This is a genomic window from Phocaeicola faecium, from assembly GCF_014837055.1.
In the GTDB taxonomy this organism is placed as follows: Bacteria; Bacteroidota; Bacteroidia; order Bacteroidales; family Bacteroidaceae; genus Phocaeicola; species Phocaeicola gallinarum.
On sequence record NZ_JACSPQ010000053.1, the window covers coordinates 87,421 to 109,407 of the forward strand.

Annotated in this window: 19 protein-coding genes, 2 tRNA genes and 1 pseudogene; 6 read left to right on the forward strand and 16 right to left on the reverse strand. The window is 44.6% G+C overall.

Translation table 11 applies throughout. From position 1 onward, the window contains the following. Positions 1-43: 43 nt before the first annotated feature. The 5 genes from H9626_RS14085 to frr all read right to left on the reverse strand — a co-directional run bounded on the left by H9626_RS14085 (position 44) and on the right by frr (position 7,115). Entirely contained in the window at positions 44-1,366 is a 1,323-nt protein-coding gene (locus H9626_RS14085) for a TolC family protein (protein WP_191710878.1), read from the reverse strand. Continuing rightward, positions 1,363-4,398: an efflux RND transporter permease subunit gene (locus H9626_RS14090; RefSeq protein ID WP_178257209.1), complete on the reverse strand. Its 3,036-nt coding sequence runs from the start codon at positions 4,396-4,398 to the stop codon at positions 1,363-1,365. Before H9626_RS14090 ends, H9626_RS14085 begins: the two co-directional genes overlap by 4 nt. A gap of 12 nt (positions 4,399-4,410) precedes the next feature. Further along, positions 4,411-5,493: an efflux RND transporter periplasmic adaptor subunit gene (locus H9626_RS14095; protein ID WP_191710879.1), complete on the reverse strand. Its 1,083-nt coding sequence runs from the start codon at positions 5,491-5,493 to the stop codon at positions 4,411-4,413. Between the two features lie 27 nt (positions 5,494-5,520). Next, a complete protein-coding gene (gene rsgA, locus H9626_RS14100; RefSeq protein ID WP_178257207.1) occupies positions 5,521-6,456 on the reverse strand; it encodes a ribosome small subunit-dependent GTPase A in 936 nt (311 codons plus the stop codon). A gap of 98 nt (positions 6,457-6,554) precedes the next feature. Next, entirely contained in the window at positions 6,555-7,115 is a 561-nt protein-coding gene (gene frr / locus H9626_RS14105) for a ribosome recycling factor (protein ID WP_178257206.1), read from the reverse strand. A 530-nt stretch (positions 7,116-7,645) separates the two neighbouring features. Here frr and H9626_RS14110 point away from each other — a divergent pair. Then, positions 7,646-8,164: a histidine phosphatase family protein gene (locus H9626_RS14110; RefSeq protein WP_191710880.1), complete on the forward strand. Its 519-nt coding sequence runs from the start codon at positions 7,646-7,648 to the stop codon at positions 8,162-8,164. Positions 8,165-8,186: 22 nt separating this feature from the next. Here H9626_RS14110 and rnc read toward each other — a convergent pair whose 3' ends face one another. From rnc to H9626_RS14125, 3 genes are read right to left on the reverse strand one after another with little or no spacing between them, the layout of a single operon-like run. Next, complete coding sequence (gene rnc, locus H9626_RS14115; RefSeq protein WP_191710881.1) at positions 8,187-9,152, reverse strand: ribonuclease III; 966 nt, start codon at positions 9,150-9,152, stop codon at positions 8,187-8,189. Between the two features lie 2 nt (positions 9,153-9,154). Continuing rightward, the gene (gene fabF / locus H9626_RS14120) at positions 9,155-10,420 is read right to left on the reverse strand and encodes a beta-ketoacyl-ACP synthase II (protein ID WP_191710882.1); all 1,266 of its coding nucleotides are present in this window, start codon (positions 10,418-10,420) and stop codon (positions 9,155-9,157) included. Between the two features lie 13 nt (positions 10,421-10,433). Further along, positions 10,434-10,670, reverse strand: a complete 237-nt coding sequence (locus tag H9626_RS14125; protein ID WP_022353800.1) for an acyl carrier protein — start codon at positions 10,668-10,670, stop codon at positions 10,434-10,436. A 611-nt stretch (positions 10,671-11,281) separates the two neighbouring features. Between H9626_RS14125 and H9626_RS14130 the strand changes: the two genes are divergently transcribed. After that, positions 11,282-11,365 (forward strand) — tRNA-Leu (locus H9626_RS14130). Between the two features lie 257 nt (positions 11,366-11,622). Here the strand turns inward: H9626_RS14130 and H9626_RS14135 are convergent. Beyond that, positions 11,623-13,338, reverse strand: coding sequence for a SulP family inorganic anion transporter (locus H9626_RS14135; RefSeq protein ID WP_178256872.1), 1,716 nt, complete (start codon positions 13,336-13,338; stop codon positions 11,623-11,625). Between the two features lie 219 nt (positions 13,339-13,557). Between H9626_RS14135 and rbr the strand changes: the two genes are divergently transcribed. The 3 genes from rbr to H9626_RS14150 all read left to right on the forward strand — a co-directional run bounded on the left by rbr (position 13,558) and on the right by H9626_RS14150 (position 16,071). After that, the gene (rbr, locus tag H9626_RS14140) at positions 13,558-14,136 is read left to right on the forward strand and encodes a rubrerythrin (protein ID WP_191710883.1); all 579 of its coding nucleotides are present in this window, start codon (positions 13,558-13,560) and stop codon (positions 14,134-14,136) included. Positions 14,137-14,510: 374 nt separating this feature from the next. Beyond that, the gene (gene eno / locus H9626_RS14145) at positions 14,511-15,791 is read left to right on the forward strand and encodes a phosphopyruvate hydratase (RefSeq protein WP_191710884.1); all 1,281 of its coding nucleotides are present in this window, start codon (positions 14,511-14,513) and stop codon (positions 15,789-15,791) included. 206 nt (positions 15,792-15,997) lie between these two features. Continuing rightward, positions 15,998-16,071: transfer RNA gene (locus H9626_RS14150), tRNA-Asp, on the forward strand. 75 nt (positions 16,072-16,146) lie between these two features. Here H9626_RS14150 and H9626_RS14155 read toward each other — a convergent pair. From H9626_RS14155 to H9626_RS14175, 5 genes and pseudogenes are all read right to left on the reverse strand, one after another. Beyond that, a complete protein-coding gene (locus H9626_RS14155; RefSeq protein WP_191710885.1) occupies positions 16,147-16,665 on the reverse strand; it encodes a GNAT family N-acetyltransferase in 519 nt (172 codons plus the stop codon). A gap of 131 nt (positions 16,666-16,796) precedes the next feature. Next, complete coding sequence (locus H9626_RS14160) at positions 16,797-17,486, reverse strand: DUF4304 domain-containing protein (protein ID WP_191710886.1); 690 nt, start codon at positions 17,484-17,486, stop codon at positions 16,797-16,799. A gap of 138 nt (positions 17,487-17,624) precedes the next feature. Then, positions 17,625-18,014 (reverse strand): annotated as a pseudogene (locus H9626_RS14165) (mobilization protein); the annotation flags it as partial. Positions 18,015-18,223: 209 nt separating this feature from the next. After that, entirely contained in the window at positions 18,224-18,673 is a 450-nt protein-coding gene (locus tag H9626_RS14170) for a GNAT family N-acetyltransferase (RefSeq protein ID WP_191710887.1), read from the reverse strand. 68 nt (positions 18,674-18,741) lie between these two features. After that, positions 18,742-19,551 carry a helix-turn-helix domain-containing protein gene (locus H9626_RS14175; RefSeq protein WP_191710888.1) on the reverse strand — a complete coding sequence of 270 codons (810 nt, stop codon included), beginning with the start codon at positions 19,549-19,551 and terminating at the stop codon, positions 18,742-18,744. Between the two features lie 112 nt (positions 19,552-19,663). Here H9626_RS14175 and H9626_RS14180 point away from each other — a divergent pair, with 112 nt between their 5' ends. Continuing rightward, a complete protein-coding gene (locus H9626_RS14180; RefSeq protein ID WP_178256044.1) occupies positions 19,664-19,801 on the forward strand; it encodes a hypothetical protein in 138 nt (45 codons plus the stop codon). 109 nt (positions 19,802-19,910) lie between these two features. Here H9626_RS14180 and H9626_RS14185 read toward each other — a convergent pair whose 3' ends face one another. Beyond that, on the reverse strand, positions 19,911-20,996 hold the full coding sequence (locus H9626_RS14185) for a glycosyltransferase family 4 protein (RefSeq protein WP_191710889.1): 1,086 nt from the start codon (positions 20,994-20,996) through the stop codon (positions 19,911-19,913). Further along, complete coding sequence (locus tag H9626_RS14190) at positions 20,969-21,985, reverse strand: hemolysin activation protein (RefSeq protein WP_191710890.1); 1,017 nt, start codon at positions 21,983-21,985, stop codon at positions 20,969-20,971. Before H9626_RS14190 ends, H9626_RS14185 begins: the two co-directional genes overlap by 28 nt. Between the last annotated feature and the right edge of the window lie 2 nt (positions 21,986-21,987).

Below are 21,987 nucleotides of genomic sequence, written 5' to 3' on the forward strand. Positions count from 1 at the left end.
ACTTCGCAAAAGCGTAAATCTACGCTTTTGCGACATTACTCTTTCAATCTTCCAAGTATTGCATAATCTTCCCGCTAATCTGCAAAAGGGAAATCTCACACATTTTTGTATCATACTCTGCCGAAAGGATACGTTCTTCCGCATCGAGCAGACTCTTTTGTGCCTCGCGCATCTCGATACCCGACAAGTCTCCCAGCAAGTAACGGTCTTTCGCTATGTCGTGATTTTCTTTTGCTGCTATCAGGTTCTGACGTTCAAGGCTCAACAGACGAAGGTTGTTCCGGTATGCCTGCCAAAGGTTGCTGAGGTCGGCACGCAATCCCTGTTCCAGTTCCTCACGCTCTAACTGGGCGTTGCGGATGGCAAGGCTTGCGTTACGCTTTTCGCGCTTACGGTTTCCGTCGAAGATGTTAAACCCTACCGTCACCCCGCCGCTGAATCCCCAATTACTGCGGCTGCGCGTGGCGTTTACATCGTATTTATTTAATGTATAACCGTATCCGGCATTCAGCCGCACGTAAGGATAGTTACGCGACAATACTTTCTTATAATCCAACTGTGCGATAACCGAATTCTGGTCGGCACGCAACAAGCTGGCGTTGGCGGTAAGCGTAGAATTCCAAAGGTCGTTGAAATCCAAGAAGTCGCTGATGTCAATCACCGAATCCCGTACTTGTATCGGGCGGTCGACATCTTTTGCCGCCATCAGCTCGTTCAGATTGATGCGCGAAGTATGTACCAGTTCCTGCTGTTTCATATACTGCGCACTGTCGGCATTAAAGTCTACTGTAGCCTGCTGATAATCCAAACGCGAGAAGTTTCCGATGTGGTATCGCTCTTCCACAATGCGCAACCGCTCCTTCGAGAGCGAAACAGCATAACGGAAGTTCTTCAAACGGATTTCCTGCTGAATATAATTGTAATACTCGGCGGTAAGCGTTGCAATAAAATCCTCAATGGCAATGCGGGTATTGGTTTCACCCTGCCGCTTTAATTCCTGTAACTGTTTATACGTGGTACTGATGCTGAAACCGTCGAACACTGTCCAGTTAACATCAAGCCCGGCATCCAATGTTTGGTCGAATACACCGCGCTGCTTGGTTGTGATACCCGTCTCCCGCTCTTCGGTATTCGTATTGTCTGCCGTACCGGTATAACTGGCAATCAAATCTACCGTAGGCAAGAACCCTGCGTTCCCCAGCGTAGCGTTGTTCTTGCTAATCAATTCCTCATTGCGCGTAATGCGTAGCGAATAATTGTTCATCAACCCTTCTTCAAGACATTGCTTCAGGGTATATTCATATTGTGCCCTCAACGGGAAGGCTATGAAGACATATAGTATTAAAAAGGGAATGATTCGTTTCATGCTTTTTTCTCCTTTTTTTGCCGGTTAGTAGATATATAAGAATAAATGGCAGGAACGATATACATCGTAAGGAAGGTAGAAACCAACATACCTCCCACTACCGCCGTACCCATCGCGATGCGTTGATTGGCTCCTTCGCCCGTGGCAAAAGCTAACGGAATCAAACCTAAAATGGTTGCCGCACTGGTCATCAGGATGGGGCGCAGACGTTGAAGGGCTGCATCGCGGATAGCTTGCATTTTTTCTTCGCCATGCTCCTGTTTCTGATTCGCAAACTCCACAATCAGAATACCGTTCTTTGCCACCAGACCGATAAGCATGATGATACCAATCTGGCTGAATATATTCATGGTTATATTACCGAAATACATAAAAATCAATGCTCCGGCAATGGCAAGCGGAACGGTAAGCATGATGATAAAGGGGTCTTTGAAGCTTTCAAACTGGGCAGCAAGAATCAGATAAATCAATATCAGTGCAAGAATGAAAGCAAACATCAGACTGGAAGAACTTTCGCGATAGTCTTTCGAGTCGCCCGAAAGGGCAGTACGGAAAGTGTCATCCAATACATTCGCCGCTATCTTATCCATTTCGTCCAGTCCCTGCCCGATGGTCTTTCCTTCTGCCAGTCCTGCCGAAATAGTAGCCGAAATAAAACGGTTGTAATGATACAGCTTGGGAGGAGCTACTGCTTCTACAAACTCTACCAAGTTATCCAACTGTATCATCTCTCCTTTGTCGCTCCGGATATAAATGGACTTGATGTTTGCCGGTTGGTTACGCTGTTGGCGGCTTATCTGCCCGAGAATTTCGTACTGCTTTCCGTTCATGTAGAAATAACCCATACGCTGACCGCTCAAGCCGTATTGCAGGGTTTCGCCGATGTCGCGCACGCTTACACCCATCGTTCCCGCTTTATCGCGGTTGATATGAACGCGCATTTCGGGACTGGTGAACTTCAGATTGACATCTGCCATCTGGAATACCGGGTTATCATAGACCTGTCGTAGAAATTCCGGCAATACCTTTTCCAACTTCTCGATACTTACCGATTGGAGTACATACTGGACGGGCATACTGCTCCGCCGTCCGCCAAACGATGACTGCTGACGTACAAATGCACGCGCTTTGGTATGCTTGCGTATCGCCTGCGATATCTGTTCGGCAACCTCCATCTGGGTATAATCGCGTTCTTTGATGTCTTTCAGTGTTATTTGGATATTTCCGCTTCCGCTTGAGACACGTGCCGTAACAAAAGCAGCATCGGGAATTATCGAATCAACCAACTGATTGATTTCTTCGGTATAATCGCGGATATATTCATAGCTGGCTCCTTCGGCCGCACGGGTATCGATATTGATTTGCGAACGGTCTTCAAGCGGAGCCATCTCCGAAGGTATCTTGTTCCAAAGGAAAGCGATGATAATCAGCATGACTATCGTAAACGGAATGGCAGCGAACCGATGACGCAACACGTATGCCAACGACTGCGAGTAATAACGGTTCATTCCCTCAAAGAAAGGCTCGGTTTTACGATAGAACCAGTTTTGCTTTTCGCGGTAGCGCAACATCTTGGTGGCAAGCATCGGAGTGAAAGTCAGGGCGGCAAATGCTGAGATAATCACCGAGCCGGCAACCACGAAACTGAACTCGCGGAACAGGCGTCCGCTCGTGCCCTCCATAAACACAATCGGCAAGAATACCGCTGCCAACGTAATGGTTGTGGAAATGACGGCAAAAAAGATTTCTTTTGCACCTTCTATACCGGCTTCAAAGGGTTTCATACCACGTTCGATGCGGATATAGATGTTTTCGGTCATAACGATGGCATCGTCCACCACCAGTCCCACGGAAAGCACCACGGCAAGCATCGTCAACACGTTGATAGAAAAGCCTGCTACGTACATCACAAAGAATGCTCCAATCAACGATACGGGGATAACGATACAGGGAATCAGCGTTACACGCCAGTCGCGCAAGAAAAGGAAGATGATAAGGATAACCAAGACGAAAGCCTCGTAAACCGTACTTTCCACTTCGGCTATGGATGCGCGGATAAAACGGGTATTGTCAAATCCATACGTATAATCCACATCATCGGGCAAATCTTTCTGTATCTGAGTCATGCGTTCGTATACGGCATCGGCGATTTCAATATGGTTTGCTCCGGGCTGAGGAATAACCACCACACCCACCATCGGCACACCGTTCATTTTCATGTAGCTTTTCAGGTCAGCCGGACCAAGTTCGGCATATCCGATATCGCTGAAACGGATAATTCTTCCGTTGCTCTCTTTAATGATAACATTATTAAACTCTTTCGCCGTGTGCATTTGTCCCATCGTTCGTAACGTCAGTTCCACGGTGTTTCCTTCGATGCTTCCCGACGGAAGCTCCAAGTTTTCCTCATCAATGGCATTCTTTACATCTACGGGAGTGATTCCGTATCCTGCCATCTTTACCGGGTCAAGCCAAAGGCGCATAGAATAACGCTTTTCACCCCAAATAGATACACTACTTACATCGGATATGGTTTGCAACTGCTCTTTTACGGTCAGGTCGGCTATTTCGCTCAGCTCCAGCAGCGAGCGGGTATTGCTTTGGATGGCTACCATCAGAATGGGACTGGCATCGGCATCGGCTTTCGACACAGTGGGAGGGTCGCAATCGCGCGGCAAATAACGCTGCGCACGCGATACTTTATCGCGCACGTCATTGGCAGCCGTTTCCAAGTCGACAGACAATTCAAATTCCACCGTAATGCGGCTCTGTCCCTGCTGGCTCACGCTGGACAGTGAGCGGATACCCGGGATACCGTTGATATTCTGTTCAAGTGGCTCGGTTATCTGATTTTCAATTACTTCAGCGTTAGCTCCCGGATAACTGCAACTAACCGAGATAATGGGATTATCGACCGACGGATATTCACGTACACCGAGAGTGGTATAACCGATGAGTCCGAAAAGCAGGATAATAATCGTAAGTACGGTGGCCAACACCGGTCTTCGGATACTAAGTTCGGAGATATTCATAAGCCACGCATATTAATCGATTTTATCTATGATAACCGGCATACCCTGACGCAACTGCAAAGTACCGGAGGTGAGAATCGTATCGCCCGCTGCCAGCCCACGTAAAATCTGTACTTCCGCATCGGTACGAATACCTATTTCTACATCTACCGGCTGAGCTACCCCCGAACGATAAATGAAAACTTTATTCTTGCCCATTTCCGGCACTATGGCTTCGGAAGGAATGGCAATGGCATCAGCTATTTCCTGTTGTTTTAATTGGATATTTGCATAATGCCCCGGAAGCAGGCTGCCGCCCTCGTTAGGGTAAAGCGCCCGCACGGTCAATGTATGGGTTTCATCGTCAATGCGCGATTCGGTTGCATAGACCGTTGAGTTGAAAGAATCCAGATGTCCTTCGATTTCAAAAGAAAGATTGGTTCCTTTCTTTATCTGATGGGCATACCGTTCGGGGACATCAAACTCCACTTTCAGCGGGGTGATTTTCGTCAATTTTGCGATTACCGTAGTAGGTGAAGCGTATGCTCCGACACTCACTTGGCGCAAACCGATAATGCCGTCGAACGGCGCACGAAGTTCCGTCATATCAATGCTGGCACGCACATTCTCTATATCGGCATGAAGTGTGGCAAGTTCGGTTTTTACCTGCTCATAAGCCTCCTTACTTACGGCGTCACGCTGAAGCAGTGCGTTCTGACGAAACACACGGTCTTCGGCAAGGGGCATTTGAGCTTCAAGCCGTTTCAGTTGGGCTTGTAGCTGACTGTCGTTCACCTTTGCCAACAACTGTCCTTCGGTAACGAAGGTTCCTTCCTGAAAATTAATATCTATTATTTTCCCCGATGTTTCAAACGATAAATTCACTTCCTCGTCGGGCACGAGTCTACCGGTTACGAAAAGTTCTTCGGTCAGCAAGTGCGGCTTTATGATTTTCGCGTTTACATTCAATGCTTTCGATGAAGTTGATTCTCTCGGCAGCGAACGTTCCGCCTCCGATAAATCTTCATTCTCTCTGGGTGTGAAAGTACGGATTCCCAATACGGCCAAACCAATTCCTATCACACCGATAATTCCCCATTTGATGCGTTTGTCCATGTGTTTTTCAGTGATTAATGTTTTGTGCTAATACGGAGCGCGGTATTTCCCTTCTTCTTTATCTTCCAGCATATTCAGGTAAGAGGCATAGCGCGACTCGCTAATGTAATGTTTTTCCACCGCTTCGCGCACGGCGCAACCCGGCTCATGACGATGCGTGCAGTTATTGTATTTGCAGTTTGCCGAAAATTCAAATATTTCCCGGAAATAATGCCCCACCTCTTCTTCGTCCATATCAAACGTTCCAAATCCTTTGATTCCCGGCGTGTCGATAAGATAGCCTTCCTTATCTACCGGATACATCTCCGAAAAAGTAGTAGTATGCGTTCCCTTGTTATGGGCTGCCGAGATTTCTCCCGTTTTGAGCTGTTGTTCCGGAAGTATGGCATTAATAAGTGTCGACTTTCCAACGCCCGAATTGCCTGAGAATAACGTAACCTTTCCTGCCAATGCTGCCTTGACAGCATCAATGCCCGTGTTATTTAAAGCCGAAACCTTGTAACAGGCATACCCAAGATGGGTATAAAGGTTAATTAATCCATCCAAGTAACGAGACTCGTCTTCGGTATATAAGTCTACTTTGTTGAAAACCAAACAAACAGGTATGCGATATGCCTCGGCTGTAGCAAGAAAACGGTCGATGAAGATGGTGGAAGTTTCAGGATAATTGATTGTAACAACCAGCATACACTGGTCTAAGTTGGCAGCAATGATGTGCGACTGCTTGGAGAGGTTGGAAGCCCGGCGTATAATGTAATTCTTGCGGTCTTCTATGGAAGTAATAAAAGCCGTACCCTCGGCATTGACCGAAATCGAAACCCGGTCGCCCACGGCAATAGGATTTGTACTGCGAATTTCCTTCAAACGGAAATTTCCCTTAATTTTACATTCTACCGTCCGTCCATCGTCGGTCTTTACTACATACCAACTTCCTGTATTTTTTATAACTAAACCTTTATCCATAAACTCTCTTTAAATTGAAAATAGAGAAACAAAAAACCCCCGCCTTGTTATACGGTTTCATATTTCCGCTTCTCCATTTCCAATTTCCAATCTTTACATCATACAGTCATGATTTCCTTGTCTTTAGCTGCAAGCAAATCGTCTATTTGCTTGATATACTTGTCGTGAATTTTCTGCAATTTGGCTTCCGAGTTCTTCTGTTCGTCTTCCGGCATACCGTCTTTTACGGCTTTCTTCAGTGCGTCGATTGCATCACGGCGCGCATTACGAACACTCACTTTGGCTGTTTCACCTTCTGCCTTACACTGTTTTGCCAGTTGCTTGCGTCGTTCTTCGGTCAAAGGAGGAATCCCCAAGCGGATGATTTCACCGTTATTTTCCGGCATGATTCCCAGTTCAGAATCAATAATCGCCTTTTCAATGACACGGAACATATTCTTATCCCACGGTTTAATGGCGATACTACGAGCGTCGGGCGTAGTAACTGCTGCCACATTATTGATAGGAACCATGCTTCCGTAAGAGTCTACACGAATTCCGTCCAGCAGGCGAACGTCGGCTTTTCCGGCACGAATGTGAGCCAATGATTCGTCTAAATACATGACTGCCATGTCCATTTTCTCTTCAGCTCCGCTGATAATCGTTTTTGAGTCTGCCATAATCAATATACTTGTTTGTTTTAAGTTTGTGCAAAATAAGGCTTTAATGTGAACAAAAGTAAGCAATCTTTTCCTCTCTTCCAAATATAATTCAAACCTATTAAGAAACTGTTTTGAATTTCTACAAAAAGTTTTTCTTAGCTTGATGTATCCGTTTTCGTGTGCGCTTTGGGCGATTTTTCGGTCTTTTCCACTTCTGTTCTTTGTCAGATAGCCCGCTATCTTCCTTATCACACAAGCGGAAATGCCTCAAAAAATCATCCCAAATCATCGCACGATAAATTCAAAACAGTTTCTAAAATTTTCCGCTTGCGGAAGCATAAGCCGAAATTATCCGCCGTTATACCCCGAAAAACGCTACCGTTAGCGTTGGCCAACTCATGCGGTAGCGTTGACCGATTCTACCCATAGCGTTGACCGGTTCTATGGGTAGCGTTTTTCAGGCTTCTGACCAAGTCGGATAAAGTTTGAACAAGCTCTTTGTACACATCCCCTAAATGGTTATCTTTGTGAGAATAAATGTCAGACGAATGATTACACTTTATTTAGCCCGTCACGGGCAGACGGAAGAAAATCTGAACCACATTTTTCAGGGACATTTACCCGGAACGTTAACAGAGACAGGGAAATGTCAGGCAAAGGAAATGGGACGGAAATTGAAAGATATAAGTTTGGATGCAATTATCAGCAGCGATCTGAAGCGGGTAACAGATACCGTTTCGCTTGCCGTGGGATATCGGGGGCTGCCGTGGGAACAAACACCGTTGCTGCGTGAGATTGATTGGGGAAGCTGGACCGGCTTGTCGCTGAACTCTGTGGAGCTGAACAATCCGCCTGCCGATGCCGAAACGCGCGAGATGTTGTATGCCCGTGCCGGACGCTTTTTGGATTACTTAAAACAACATTACGAGGGGAAACGGGTGCTTGTAGTAGCTCACGGACAAATAAACCGTTCTATCGAAGCACATATTCTCGGCATAAAAGCAGACGCATTACGCAGTATCGGTCACATGCAGAATGCCGAAGTACGCCGTTTTGAAATTATGTAATAGTCAGAACGCTTACTGACTATTACACTTTTTCTTTTTTATTCTCTTTCGATGCTTTGACCGATTCTTCAAGAAAAGCTGCTTCTTCTGCTTCGCTGATAATACGCTCTACGTCATCATACTTTTCTGCAGTTTTTTTGCTTTCCAACAGTTCTTCCCGAACGGTTTCTTCCTGCTGGGGCATTCCATCGGCTTCAGTCTTTGCTTCCTGCGCCTGTTCGCGTTCAGCCTTTGCCGCAAAAATGGCATCGATGAATTGCGGGTCGCTTTTAATTTTCGATAACGTTTCACGGGCAGCCTCCTGCTGCGATTCTTTCTTGGAATAACCTTTTCCGGAACCTGCGGGGATGTTTTCTACCGTTATTTGAGTCTCGAACGTGGGGTTTTGGTCTGCATCTACTGACTGGTCCAGCAAATTAAATTCTATCTCAAATTTATTTTTCTGACTCCATTCTATCAGCTTCGACTTAAAATTAACCTCTTTACGTGAAATTTTTTCCAGATTCAAATAGCGGTCGATAATACGTTCTTCCATGAACTTTTTACACACCCGATAGCCTCTGTCTAAATAAATTGCTCCAATAAGGGCTTCGAAAGCATTGCCACACATATAACTGTTATGCGAAGACTGCTTCGTGGCATACTTAATCAGTTTATTCAACCCTATTTCTACGGCTACACGATTGAGCGTTTCGCGCTGAACGATTTTAGAACGGGTATTCGTCAGAAAGCCCTCGCGTTTACCTTCGAAATGCTTATAAACGATATCGGCTACAATGGCATCGAGGATGGCGTCGCCTAGAAATTCCAGCCGCTCGTTGTTCAGCAGCCGGCCTTTTTCTTTAATCGATGAAGACCTGTGCAGCAAAGCCTGCTGGTAAATCTCGATATTTCTGGGATAAAATCCCAACATCCTATAAAAACAAAGATAAGACTCCTTATCTTTTCGGAAAAGGAGTCTTATCTTATCTATTATATTACAAACCACGGTTATTCGGCGTATTTTTTCATGATTACACATGCGTTGTGTCCGCCAAAACCAAAGGTATTGCTCAATGCGGCACGAACGGTACGTTTTTGAGCCTCGTTGAAAGTGAAGTTCAGGTTATAATCAATATTTTCATCGTTATCCCCTTCTTCGTGATTGATAGTCGGAGGCACAATATCGTTCTTTACAGACAATACGCAAGCAATAGCTTCTACCGCTCCGGCAGCTCCCAACAGGTGTCCAGTCATTGACTTCGTAGAACTGATGTTCAGTTTATAAGCATAGTCTCCGAACAATGCTTGGATGGCTTTCACCTCAGATATATCACCTACCGGTGTAGAAGTTCCGTGTACATTAATATAGTCGATGTCTTCCGGTTTCATTCCGGCATCTTCCAATGCATTCGACATAACCAACTTAGCTCCCAAACCTTCTGGATGAGAAGCCGTGATATGATAAGCATCGGCAGAAGCTCCCGTACCGGCCAATTCGGCATATATTTTTGCACCGCGCGCTTTGGCATGTTCTAATTCTTCCAGAATCAGGCATCCGGCTCCTTCTCCCATCACAAAACCGTCGCGGCTTGCGCTAAACGGACGTGAAGCATGAGTGGGGTCGTCATTGCGGGTAGACAAAGCATTCATGGAGTTAAATCCTCCCACACCTGCCGGGAAAATAGTAGCTTCAGCTCCTCCTGCCAAGATAATGTTAGCTTTGCCCAAACGAATCAAATCGAATGCTGCGCCAATGGCATTAGATGATGAAGCACAAGCCGAGGTTGTGGTGAAGTTAGGTCCATGAAAACCGTATATCATTGAGATATGTCCGGCTGCAATGTCGGCAATCATTTTCGGGATAAAGAAAGGATTGAATCGCGGCCCGATGGTATCTTTCGTCTGCGCATAATTCAGCACTTCTTCTTCAAACGTATGAAGACCTCCGATGCCGACACCATAGATAACTCCGACTCTGTTTAAATCTTCTTTTTCAACGTCAATGCCGGAATCCGCTACGGCTTCTTTGGCAGCCACAATTGCGTACTGCGTATAAAGGTCCATCTTGCGAGCCTCTTTTCGGTCAATAAAATCATTGGCATTGAATCCTTTTACCTCGCAAGCGAATTGCGTTTTAAATTTTGACGCATCAAAATGAGTAATAGGTCCTGCCCCGCTCACTCCGTTTACAAGGTTGTTCCAAAATTCCGGAACCGTATTACCAACCGGAGTCAACGCGCCAAGACCCGTTACTACTACTCTTTTTAATTCCATAAGAGAAATTAAATTATTTTGCGTTAGCTTCAATGTAGGAAATAGCGTCGCCTACAGTTTGGATTTTTTCTGCCTGATCGTCAGGAATAGAGATACCGAATTCTTTTTCAAATTCCATAATCAATTCTACGGTATCCAAAGAGTCTGCACCCAAATCGTTAGTGAAACTTGCGGTAGGTACTACTTCTGATTCTTCTACGCCCAATTTATCAACGATAATTTTCTGTACTTTTGATGCGATTTCAGACATAATTCTAATTTTTTAAGTTTATAAATAAATAAATTATTGATTTTTTCGGTGCAAAGGAATAAATATTTCTCGTCTTAACCAAATATTCAAGCAAATAAATGTATTTTCTTTGCACATTTTTATAGATAGTGTGCAGAAAAATAAGACTTGATTGCCTTAAAACGCACCGGGAACAGTCGGGGTATTTCCTTCAGGCTGTCAACTCTCTCCCCACACAGGCAATCCGAAAAATACCTATCCGTAGCATCGAAGGAAACAACGAGATAAACCTCAAGACGTTAACAGTAGTGCAAACCAACGCTATCCATAGAAATTCCGCCCTCGCTTTCGTAAGGTTTTAATCAGTAAATATACATGAAAACTCTTAATCTATGTTATAAAACACAATTTTTAGGAGGAAACACTTGTCAGTTTACAAAAAGTCCGTATCTTTGCATCGTGTTTTTCATAGTATTAGATTTTAAGGTTAACAAAGGTTGGAGTACAGCGGTACTCCTTTTTTTATGCCTTCAATTCAGATTGTCAAGAAAAAAGTTAGAGAAAAAGTTTTCCAAAATTTGTGAGTATCGGAAAAATGACTTACCTTTGCACCGCAATTAAGCGAAACAGTTGCCCAGATGGCGGAATCGGTAGACGCGCTGGTCTCAAACACCAGTGGAGTAACATCCATCCCGGTTCGACCCCGGGTCTGGGTACGAAGAAATCGGCTGAGTATTTTATAACCAATACTCAGCCGATTTCATTTTATTATTTTATCCTACATATCCTGATACAGACAAATAGAAAAGTCAGGGCATAAAAAAAGGAGTACCGCTGTACTCCAACCTTTGTTAACCTTAAATCTAATACTATGAAAAACACGATGCAAAGATACGGACTTTTGGCGATGACGCAAATATTCCGACCTTTAAAAGGTGTTTTATAACATGTTTTAAGAAGAACCTGCTACAGCTTAATCGCTGTTAACAGATTTTTCAAGGTTATTAAGTTCTGCCATCTCCTTCGTTGCCACTTCGATGGCTTCGTTTATATTGCTGCAAATGTTTTCTTTGCCTAACAGCTCATAGAATCCGGACTTTTCAAGTACGCTATGCACTTGTGGGTTTACCCCCGACAAAATAATATGAATATTTTCTTTTTGCGACATCCGGCACAGTGTATCGAGGTTATGAATACCCGTAGAGTCGATAAACGGAACTTTGCGCATACGGATGATGCGAATCTTCGGACGGTCGCCCAGCCGTGCCATGATTTCTTCAAACTTGGTGGCAATGCCAAAGAAATAAGGACCGTTGATTTCATACACTTCTACCCCCTGCGGAATAATCAGATGTTCTTCGTGTACTTCGAGGTCGGACTCGTTATTCGGGTCTATTTCGTCGGTAATTACAGATATTTCGGTGGTTTCCATTACACGCTTCATAAAGAGCACGCAGGCTATAACCAAGCCTACTTCGATGGCTACGGTCAAATCGAAAATAACGGTGAGGAAAAACGTGATCAACAACACTACCACATCTGCTTTCGGATTTCTCAGCAAGCCCTTGAATACGCGCCAACCGCTCATATTATAAGATACAACCACCAATACCCCGGCAAGACATGCCATCGGGATATACTGCGCGAGCGGCATCAGAAACAGCAAGATGAGCAACAGCACGACGGCATGTACGATACCTGCCACCGGAGATTTTCCACCATTATTAATATTGGTCATCGTACGCGCTATCGCACCGGTAGCAGGAATCCCTCCGAAAATCGGCGAAACAATATTCGCCACCCCCTGTGCTACAAGTTCGGTATTCGAATCATGACGGTCGCCAATGACACCGTCTGCCACCGTAGCCGAAAGCAGCGATTCGATAGCCCCCAATACGGCAATGGTAATAGCTACCGGAAACAGATTTTTCACAGCTTCCCAGTTAAGTGAAGGAACAGCCGCTTCGGGAAGCTGCGACTTAATACTGAAACGGTCGCCAATGGTATCGACGGCAGTAATGCCTCCGTACACCTTCATCAAGTAAACCGCCAGCGTAACCACCACGATGGCTACCAGCGAACCGGGTATCTTTTTCGAAAACTTGGGCGTAAGGGCAATAATAAGGATACTGACTACACTCACCACAACATTCCACCAGTTTACCGTATCAAAATGGCGGACATACAGCATCCACTTCCCCACAAAGTCGCCGGGCACTTTCTCTCCCCCGAAATTCAGCCCGAATACATCGGCTATCTGCGTAGTAAAAATCGTAACGGCAATACCACTCGTAAACCCGATGATTATCGGATAGGGAATGAATTTGATAATCGTACCCAGCTTGAACACTCCCAATAATATAAGAAGCACTCCCGCCATCATGGTGGCCACCATCAGCCCCTCGATACCGTATTCTTGGATAATGCTGTAAATAATAACGATAAAAGCGCCGGTGGGACCGCCAATCTGTACTTTGCTTCCTCCCAACAACGAAACCACAAACCCTGCAACAATGGCAGTAATAATACCCTTCTCAGGACTCACCCCTGAAGCAATGCCGAAAGCAATAGCCAAAGGCAGAGCTACAATACCCACAATGATACCCGCCATAACGTCGGTCGTCAGGTCTGTTTTCGTATAACCCCGCATCGTTGCAAAGAGTTTCGGCTGAAAATTAAATCCTTTCATAGAAATTCCTAATATGTTATTGTATGTAAAAAGAGGTGCAAAAGTATATATTTTAAGAAACATTCCCCGCTTGAAATGTGTTTTTCTTTTAGCAAAGAGGCAAAAAGTATTAATAGATTATAAATATAAGCTGTAATGATTACAAATTTGAATAAAATTACTATCTTTGTAATCAGAAAAAAGAACACGAATTATCAACCAACTAAATAACTAATAATTATGGGAAAAAGTATCAAAGGAACAAGAACTGAGAAGAATCTGGGTATTTCATTTGCAGGAGAATCTCAAGCAAGAATGCGTTACACTTACTTTGCAAGTGCAGCGAAAAAAGAAGGATATGAGCAAATAGCTGCCATCTTTACCGAAACTGCTGACCAAGAAAAAGAACACGCTAAACGCATGTTCAAATGGCTGGAAGGCGGAATGGTGGAAATCACAGCCAGCTATCCCTCAGGAGTAATCGGCAACACACTTGAAAACCTGAAAGCTGCCGCTGCAGGAGAAAACGAAGAATGGTCACTCGATTACCCGAAATTTGCCGACATCGCCGATGAAGAAGGTTTCCCGGCAATCGCCAAAATGTATCGCGAAATCGCAGTAGCCGAGAAAGGACACGAAGAAAGATATCTCGCTCTGGCTAAAAACGTAGAAGAAGGCAAGGTATTTAAGAAAGATACAGAAGTAGTATGGCAATGCCGCAACTGCGGTTACCTGTATGTAGGTACAGAAGCTCCGGAAATCTGTCCGGCTTGCTTGCACCCTCAGGCATACTTCGAACTGAAGAAAACCAACTATTAATGTAATACGCCGCAAGGCGCTGGCAATCCACTTTTTTTAATCCGTCACGCTCCCATCACGGTTAACTACTTACTTTTCAGCAGACCTAAACCGGCCGTGATGGGGTGACGGTACCTCTCTCCCACCTCTGATATAAGACCAAAGATAAACAACTGAAAATCAGAGTCCGAAAACATGCGGTTAAACCGACCAACCTAAGCGGATAAACTCCGGTACGCAAGCGGATGAATTACTCAACGCTACGGGTAGCGTTTGAAGACACACTGCATTCAGAAAAAACACAGGCGAAAATACCTATTTTCAGGTATTGCGCATCTATCCGAATCTTCCCATCTTTGTGTATATCAATCAACAACTACTAAAACAATAAAAACATGAAAATCAAAGCAATTATAGGACGTGAAATCCTTGATTCACGCGGAAACCCTACCGTAGAGGTAGAAGTAAAATTGGAATCGGGCGTTGTAGGACGCGCGTCAGTACCTTCGGGAGCCTCAACCGGTGAACATGAGGCACTGGAACTACGAGACAAAGACCCGAAACGCTACGGCGGAAAAGGCGTATTAAAGGCTGTTGAAAACGTAAACAACGTAATCGCTCCGGCGCTAATCGGATGGTCGGCATTCGACCAGCGTGCCATCGATAAAAAAATGTTGGAACTCGACGGTACAAAAACCAAGTCCAACCTCGGTGCCAACGCCATTCTCGGTGTATCGCTCGCCGTTGCGAAAGCCGCAGCCAACTACCTGAACATCCCGCTGTACCGCTACATCGGCGGAACCAACACTTACGTAATGCCCGTACCGATGATGAACATCATCAACGGAGGTTCGCACAGCGATGCGCCGATCGCATTCCAAGAATTCATGATTCGCCCGGTAGGAGCACCGTCGTTCCGTGAAGGACTTCGGATGGGAGCGGAAGTGTTCCACGCGCTGAAAAAGGTGTTACACGACCGCGGACTCAGCACGGCAGTAGGCGATGAAGGCGGCTTTGCCCCGGCACTGAACGGAACAGAAGATGCCCTTGAGTCAATTCTGGCAGCCATCCGCGCAGCCGGATATGAACCGGGAAAAGACGTAATGATAGGCATGGACTGTGCTTCTTCAGAATTCTACAAAGACGGCGTATACGATTATACCATCTTTGAAGGTGAAAAAGGCAAGAAACGCACTTCTGACGAACAAATCGCATATCTGGAAGAACTGATCAGCAAATACCCCATCGACTCTATCGAAGACGGCATGAGCGAAAACGACTGGGAAGGATGGCAAAAACTGACGGCACGCATCGGCAACCGCTGCCAGCTGGTAGGCGACGACTTGTTTGTAACCAACGTAGAATTCCTCTCAAAAGGTATCGCTACGGGATGTGCCAACTCTATCCTTATCAAGGTAAACCAAATCGGTTCGCTGAGCGAAACGCTCGATGCCATTGAAATGGCACACCGTCACGGTTACACCACAGTAACCTCTCACCGTTCAGGCGAAACGGAAGATGCAACCATTGCCGACATCGCCGTAGCCACCAACAGCGGACAAATCAAGACCGGTTCATTGAGCCGTTCCGACCGCATGGCTAAGTACAACCAGTTGCTTCGCATCGAAGAAGAACTGGGCGATTTAGCTGTTTACGGCTACAAACGCATCAAGTAAGACACATTCTTTTCGGTTTTATAAAGAATATACGGATGAGCGAACCTCAATCCGTATATTTTTTTTGCATTTAAACCCTACTGAAAATCAGGCACAAAGAAAATTTTTTGAAAAAAGTTTGCCAAAACATTTGCAGATTCCAAAATTAGTCGTACCTTTGCAACGCAATCGAGAGAGATAGCAACGATAAAAACAAAAAACTTAATGGTGCGTTAGTTCAGTTGGTTAGAATACATGCCTGTCACGCATGGGGTCACGGGTTCGAGTCCCGTACGCACCGCAATAAACATTGAAAATCAATGTTTTACAAAATAAGCACCCGATTTTACACCCAAGAATGTAAAGCCGGGTGCTTTTAGTTTATCTTCTTCAGATTCACTAATTCACAACAATGGCAATCGACAAACTGTCTGTTCTTGAAGCAGGCTTTCCTGAAGATGCCGCACTTTTGGAAGCCGGCTTTTTCGAGAACCTTCATCGAAGCCGGGTTATTCTCGTAAACATGGGCATGGATCCGTATCGTGTCTGAATGGCTTAAATAATCTTCTACGGCCTGTTTGACGGCTTCGGACATGATGCCCCGGTTCCAATACGGTTCGGCAAGCCAGTAGCCCAGTTCGGCGTTGTACCGCTCTACGTCCGTGCCCCGGATGAAGCTTATATTGCCTGCTGCTTCGTGATTTATCTCGATGCAGTAATTGTTCTGTTCGCTTTGCCCTTCAACGAAACCGATGAATTGCTCTGCATCCTTTTCCGTATAGGGATAAGGAAGGGTGTCACGACAGTTGTTCCAAATCTTTTTGTTGTTCAGGTATTTTGCCAATGCCGGTATGTCCGCTCTAGTCCATGCTCTCAGTTTGAATGATTCTTCCATATTAATGTGAGTTCGATATAAGGATTAAAATTATTCGCTTGAAAATTAAGAATATAGAGATAAAAAAGTTAAATTTATAGCGACGAATTATAACATATAAACAATTACCACTATGTCCTCAGAGACTAAAGTTACAGAAATCGGTCAGTTTCAGGGCTTCTTTTTCCGTATGTTTCAACTATTTTGTCTAATAGTGAGTCATTTACTTTTCGTCGCTCCATTTTTCTTCTCAACAGTTTTGCCTTTTTCGTTTTTCCTGTCGCAAGACACAACACATACAAGTCAATTGGAGTAACACTAAAGACTTTTTGTTTGGACTTGACATGAAACAGCTTAATCAGGAAAGTGTGCCATGGACGATTATCCTCTATAAAATTCCATAAATCATTCAAGCATTTGATGTCGTTTAATAATGGCAGAACTTTCTCCTTTATTGTGGAGCAAATCAAATCTTTTACTGGTGAACAATCCTGATGAGGGCGCAATTTGAACCAATAATCACCTTTACCCATAATAGTCCCTATACGAGCTCTTATCGGACAATAACCTTCCAAAGGGAAATCACTGACTTTGTTAAACAAGCAGATTGCATAATCGCTCCAAGTTACACCAATATTGATTGTAAAACCCCATTGATTGAAATAACGATCAAATCCCCACCCGTCTTTTTGTATATTGATACACCAATCTAATTCTCTTACATGAGCATGAAAATTATTGCCTTTCTTCCTAAACCCTGCGGATTTCAAAATAGGAGCTATGCCGTCTTTGACAATGTAATTGAATTGTTCCTTAATATTTATCTTTTCTTCTTCTGTCATACTAACCGTAGATTTTCTTCATCTGGAAAAAGCCTGTTTACGATTCTTAATCTACTTAGGCGGCATAAAGATACGAAAAAAGGAGTAACCAACATTTTTTTGATTACTCCTATCTATTCGATACGAGCGAATTAATGTTTATAATCTAAATCCTCCTCCTTTTCTCGGTTCATCAGGTGCTTTCCGAAAGCCATGCCCCAACTTGCCAAACTGTTCCTTGAACCAGTCTCCAATTGGCTGTTTGTTTATGGTTAGCACGAGTTTACTGCTATCGGTTGGACTTTGCTCTACCTTGAAAATATCATTCTTGATGTCAAACTTCCGTCTGTGTTCTTCAGAATAAATCCTGCCGTTGCATCTGATAGCTTCTTTCTTTGTCAGAAGGCTCTCTATCATTTCTTTGGTGAAGCCGATGGCAGCGCACAACTTTTCCATTCTCAACATCTCCCTGAGCATCGGAAACCACTTGAAAGCCTTTTCAAGCAAAGTATTCAAACGTGATATTTCCTTGTCTTTGGCTTCAAATTCCGTACGCACCGCAACAGAAATTAAAATCCCTTGAAGGTCAATCACTTTCAAGGGATTTTTCTTTATGGGTCTCAATCGGGAGCCCATTACTCTGAATTTTTCCATATTCAAAGCCACTTCCATCCAGAACCTTCGCTCCTGAATTACCTTATTGAAATAATCAAACGCATAAGGGACTCTTTTTGCAATTAGATAGACGTCTTGTTCCTTTAAATATTTCTACTTAAATAAACCATATCCTTTAGTTGTACACCATCCTCATAAATGGGATGATCATAGTTTTCTATAAAAAAGTTTTTCACCCGATGCGAATAAGTAAAACCACAATGCTTGTAAAAGCCTACCGTAACATCAACATCTCCTGTCCCAACAAATAGCATACGGTATTTTTCAAAATAGAACTTACATACATACTCAATCATGCGCTTACCATACCCTTTCCCTTGTTCCTCTTTCAGCACAGCAAGATTTTTTAATTCCACAACATTATCGCCCTCAACCGTTACCACAGCTACAGCAATTGCTTTTTTATGCTCATCTTGCAAAACAAACATATCGCCACGCTCCAAATAACGGTCAATCATCTCCTCCTGCTCATCGGCAAGAAGTAAGAGGTCAAGATACTGCTTTTTCTTTTCTGTTATTTGAACTATATACATAACATCACTTTTAGTTATTTATAAATTGAGATTTACCAATCGCTCGTTTTTATCTGATGAAACCAAAGCTATTCACGGTCAGTAAACATTCGTCTATATTCGGTAGGAGTCTTACCTGTTTGCCGTTTGAAAAATTTAGTCAGCGTAGCCTGATCGGGGAAACAAAGGTCATACGCTGTTTTTTGAGAACAGTCTTTTACTACACGGTTCAAATATTGTGGCGTTACACAGAGTTTTGAAGCGTACCAACTGACGGAATGTCCTTCGCGGACATCTGTAAACAATAATTTTATGAATTGCTTGAACAGCGTATTCCTGCGTCCTTTTTCTGTATGTCCTTTGCTTTCATCTTCTTGCCGAATGTATTCGTTTGCCATATCCATCATAAACATCCAGAGTGCACATTTTACCATTTCCGCCTGAAAACGATGGGTATGATCTGCAAAAATCCCCTGTATAGCCTCTATCCTTTGCAAAAAGAGTTTGATGCCTGTAGGCGACTGAAAACTCATGGGACACATTTTTATCTTCTGCACGTATGAGGGCGGAAATGGAGGTGTCTTTTTTAGCAGGGATGACATGAACGGTTCTTTTAAAAACAACATATATGCTTGGGCATCGCAGGATATCTCCAGAATATCCAGAAAACGGCTGTCGAGGAAATTGGCAAGACAGTCTTCAGTCAGCAAATATGGTTTGCCGTCTGAGTTTAACTTTATCTCTCCTTTCCGCACCAGAATATGTATAATCATATTAGAACCGTTGCCCTCCAAACGGAATCTTTTTTCAATCCTGTCGCCGTTTATTTTCCACAACAGAAAACCCTCTTTTATCAAATAGCAATTATCTTGCTTTCCTCCGAAATCCATGAAATCCATAGTTGTAACTGAATAATGCTGACGAGGCAAATAATACAAAATCAGTTGGGATTACCAGTCCAAAGACAATGTGATAAGATTCATCTACGGTCAGAATAACATGTGGTATCGTATGAACAACAAAAAAAACGAGTACATTCTTGAAGCAAACGACGGGATGGCAATACGTGTGGTATCCTATCGGTCAAGCTATGACTCATTGCATGTAACAATCAACCGGTTTTGCATAGAAGAATACGAAGAAAACTAACCCAGATTTAACCTCAAAATACTATGGGTAGCGTTACTTAACTCAAGCGGATGCGTTTACCCATTCTACCCGTAGAGTTTACGCTCTCTATGGGTAGAATTTTGCACGCCTATTCCGAGCGGAATTTTAGCAACGTGTTGGCTATCTCTCCGCTGAATATCTCCAAGTTAAAGCGTTCCTCTGCCAAGCGGCGGGCGTTGCGCCCCATGCGTTCGGCTTCTTCGGGATGGGCGGTGAGGTAACGGATGGCATTTACCCATCCTTCGGTGTCGCCGTAGGGAACGGTGATGCCTATTTCTTCCTTGTCGATATCCATTTCGAAATACGGGTTACGGGTGCAGATAACGGGCATTCCCAATGCAAAAGCCTCAACCAGCGTGGTCAGTCCCACCGTATATGGATAATCGAGACAACAAATAACAATGAAACGTGCTTCTGCCACTTTGCGTGCAAGTACGTAAGGTATCACTCCTTCGGTGTAATGGATGCGGATGTTCTGAGGCAGACAGAGGCTGTCGGCTATCCGGCGGTAAGAGATGCCGTTACTTTCTTCGGCGATATATACTTCTAACTCTTCGTTTGTACGGGCAAAGGCTTCAAGCATGGTTTTCACGTCGCGGCGTTCTTTACCCGTGGATATAAAGCCGTGACGCGGAAGGGAAACAGGAAGTTCGCCCAACAGATGGTCGTAGAAAGCGAGATCGGGTCCCCAATGTATCAGTTGCAGCTTGCTTTCGGCCACTTTACGTGAAGCGATAGAGTCTTGTATCAGTTTGCGGCTGAAAAGAAACATCTGGTCGAATCCGCGATAGAAGAAACGGGAGACTGCTTCCCTGAAACGGTTTGACGCGCGGCTTACTGCCGAATGATGCCAAATCACCACGGGCTTGCGGTACAAGCCGAGGGCGCGGAGAAAAACAATCAACTCCAACCCGCGGAAAGAAGTGCCGTAAAGCACATCGTACTTCTCGCGGCAGCACAGAATCTTCCGGGTGGTATAAAGCATGAGTTTCCAGCGCGAGGCAAATGCTTTGTAAGGGTGCATCACCGAGCGGATGCCGTATTTCTCCAGCAAGGGAAGCCCGTAAAGGATATGTCCCGGAAAGCGGAATTGTTTCCACTCTTCGTAACTTTCGCGCGTAAGGCGGGTATGATAGAAATAAATAGTCAAAGGTGTCGGTCTCTTTTCAGCCATTTGTTGATTCGGTTTATGATTGCTTTGCGGATGATGGTAAAGTTGCCGTAACGCAGGTTAAGGAACAGCTCTTCAAACGAACGTCCGATTTTTATCCACGGATGCCGCCAGCCCATGATGCGGTAAACGCTTTCTTTATAAGCGGTATGCTCAATGATGTAACGCGGATGTTTCAACGGGAAATCGACCTCATAGCGTTTCATTGTGAAGATTCTCCGGTAACCGCGCGGCAGGGTATGGATGGAATTCCCGAAATGTACCGAGTCGGCAGTGGCTCCGAGGTTATTTATCATGTTGCGCGTGGGTACGATGCTCAGCCCCGAACCAAACAGTATGGAAGCGTGGAAGATGGTTTCGTAATAAGGTTTCCCGTGCTCGCGGTGGCGCTGACACATGTAGACGAAGTCTTTCCGGTAACGCCGCGTGTCAATCAGGTTCTTCAACTGCTTCATGCTGAAAGCATCGTCAAGAAAAGAGTAATGCTCATCCCACTGGTCGATGACACGACGCCAGCTTGCCCATCCCCAAATTGAGAACGTAGTGGCAAAAAAGTAATCGTAAGGCACATCGGGCGTTGTTTCTTCGTTGTTGAACCCGGCTATCATGCTGATGCGCGTATCGTTTTCGTACTTATCGAGCAGTTCTTTACAGAAACGGAAAAAGCTGACCGAGGGTACGTCATCGTCTTCCAGCACGATGCACTTGTCTGCCATTGAGAATGCCCATTTCTGTGAGATGTACTCCGAAGGGTCGCATCCGTAGTTGCGCGTCTGATAGAGTCGGTGTACTTCACATTCCCAATCAATATCCGCCACTACTTTACGACATGCCTCTATGCCAGGCAAGTCTTTCTCATTGCGCGGCCCGTCTTGGTAAAGAAACAAGCGCGAGGGGCGGGCTTTCTTTACTTGTTCGAACACTTGACTCAACTGATTCGGACGATTGAAAAAGAGAATCAGTACGGCTACGTCTACAAGAGCATTTTTCATAT

Bases quoted from the DNA above. Each gene is read 5' to 3' on its own strand.
- H9626_RS14085 (WP_191710878.1), bottom strand. From the start codon at position 1,366: ATGAAACGAATCATTCCCTTTTTAATACTATATGTCTTCATAGCCTTC.
- H9626_RS14090 (WP_178257209.1), bottom strand. From the start codon at position 4,398: ATGAATATCTCCGAACTTAGTATCCGAAGACCGGTGTTGGCCACCGTA.
- H9626_RS14095 (WP_191710879.1), bottom strand. From the start codon at position 5,493: ATGGACAAACGCATCAAATGGGGAATTATCGGTGTGATAGGAATTGGT.
- rsgA (WP_178257207.1), bottom strand. From the start codon at position 6,456: ATGGATAAAGGTTTAGTTATAAAAAATACAGGAAGTTGGTATGTAGTA.
- frr (WP_178257206.1), bottom strand. From the start codon at position 7,115: ATGGCAGACTCAAAAACGATTATCAGCGGAGCTGAAGAGAAAATGGAC.
- H9626_RS14110 (WP_191710880.1), top strand. From the start codon at position 7,646: ATGATTACACTTTATTTAGCCCGTCACGGGCAGACGGAAGAAAATCTG.
- fabF (WP_191710882.1), bottom strand. From the start codon at position 10,420: ATGGAATTAAAAAGAGTAGTAGTAACGGGTCTTGGCGCGTTGACTCCG.
- H9626_RS14125 (WP_022353800.1), bottom strand. From the start codon at position 10,670: ATGTCTGAAATCGCATCAAAAGTACAGAAAATTATCGTTGATAAATTG.
- H9626_RS14135 (WP_178256872.1), bottom strand. From the start codon at position 13,338: ATGAAAGGATTTAATTTTCAGCCGAAACTCTTTGCAACGATGCGGGGT.
- rbr (WP_191710883.1), top strand. From the start codon at position 13,558: ATGGGAAAAAGTATCAAAGGAACAAGAACTGAGAAGAATCTGGGTATT.
- eno (WP_191710884.1), top strand. From the start codon at position 14,511: ATGAAAATCAAAGCAATTATAGGACGTGAAATCCTTGATTCACGCGGA.
- H9626_RS14155 (WP_191710885.1), bottom strand. From the start codon at position 16,665: ATGGAAGAATCATTCAAACTGAGAGCATGGACTAGAGCGGACATACCG.
- H9626_RS14160 (WP_191710886.1), bottom strand. From the start codon at position 17,486: ATGACAGAAGAAGAAAAGATAAATATTAAGGAACAATTCAATTACATT.
- H9626_RS14170 (WP_191710887.1), bottom strand. From the start codon at position 18,673: ATGTATATAGTTCAAATAACAGAAAAGAAAAAGCAGTATCTTGACCTC.
- H9626_RS14175 (WP_191710888.1), bottom strand. From the start codon at position 19,551: ATGGATTTCATGGATTTCGGAGGAAAGCAAGATAATTGCTATTTGATA.
- H9626_RS14180 (WP_178256044.1), top strand. From the start codon at position 19,664: ATGAACAACAAAAAAAACGAGTACATTCTTGAAGCAAACGACGGGATG.
- H9626_RS14185 (WP_191710889.1), bottom strand. From the start codon at position 20,996: ATGGCTGAAAAGAGACCGACACCTTTGACTATTTATTTCTATCATACC.
- H9626_RS14190 (WP_191710890.1), bottom strand. From the start codon at position 21,985: ATGAAAAATGCTCTTGTAGACGTAGCCGTACTGATTCTCTTTTTCAAT.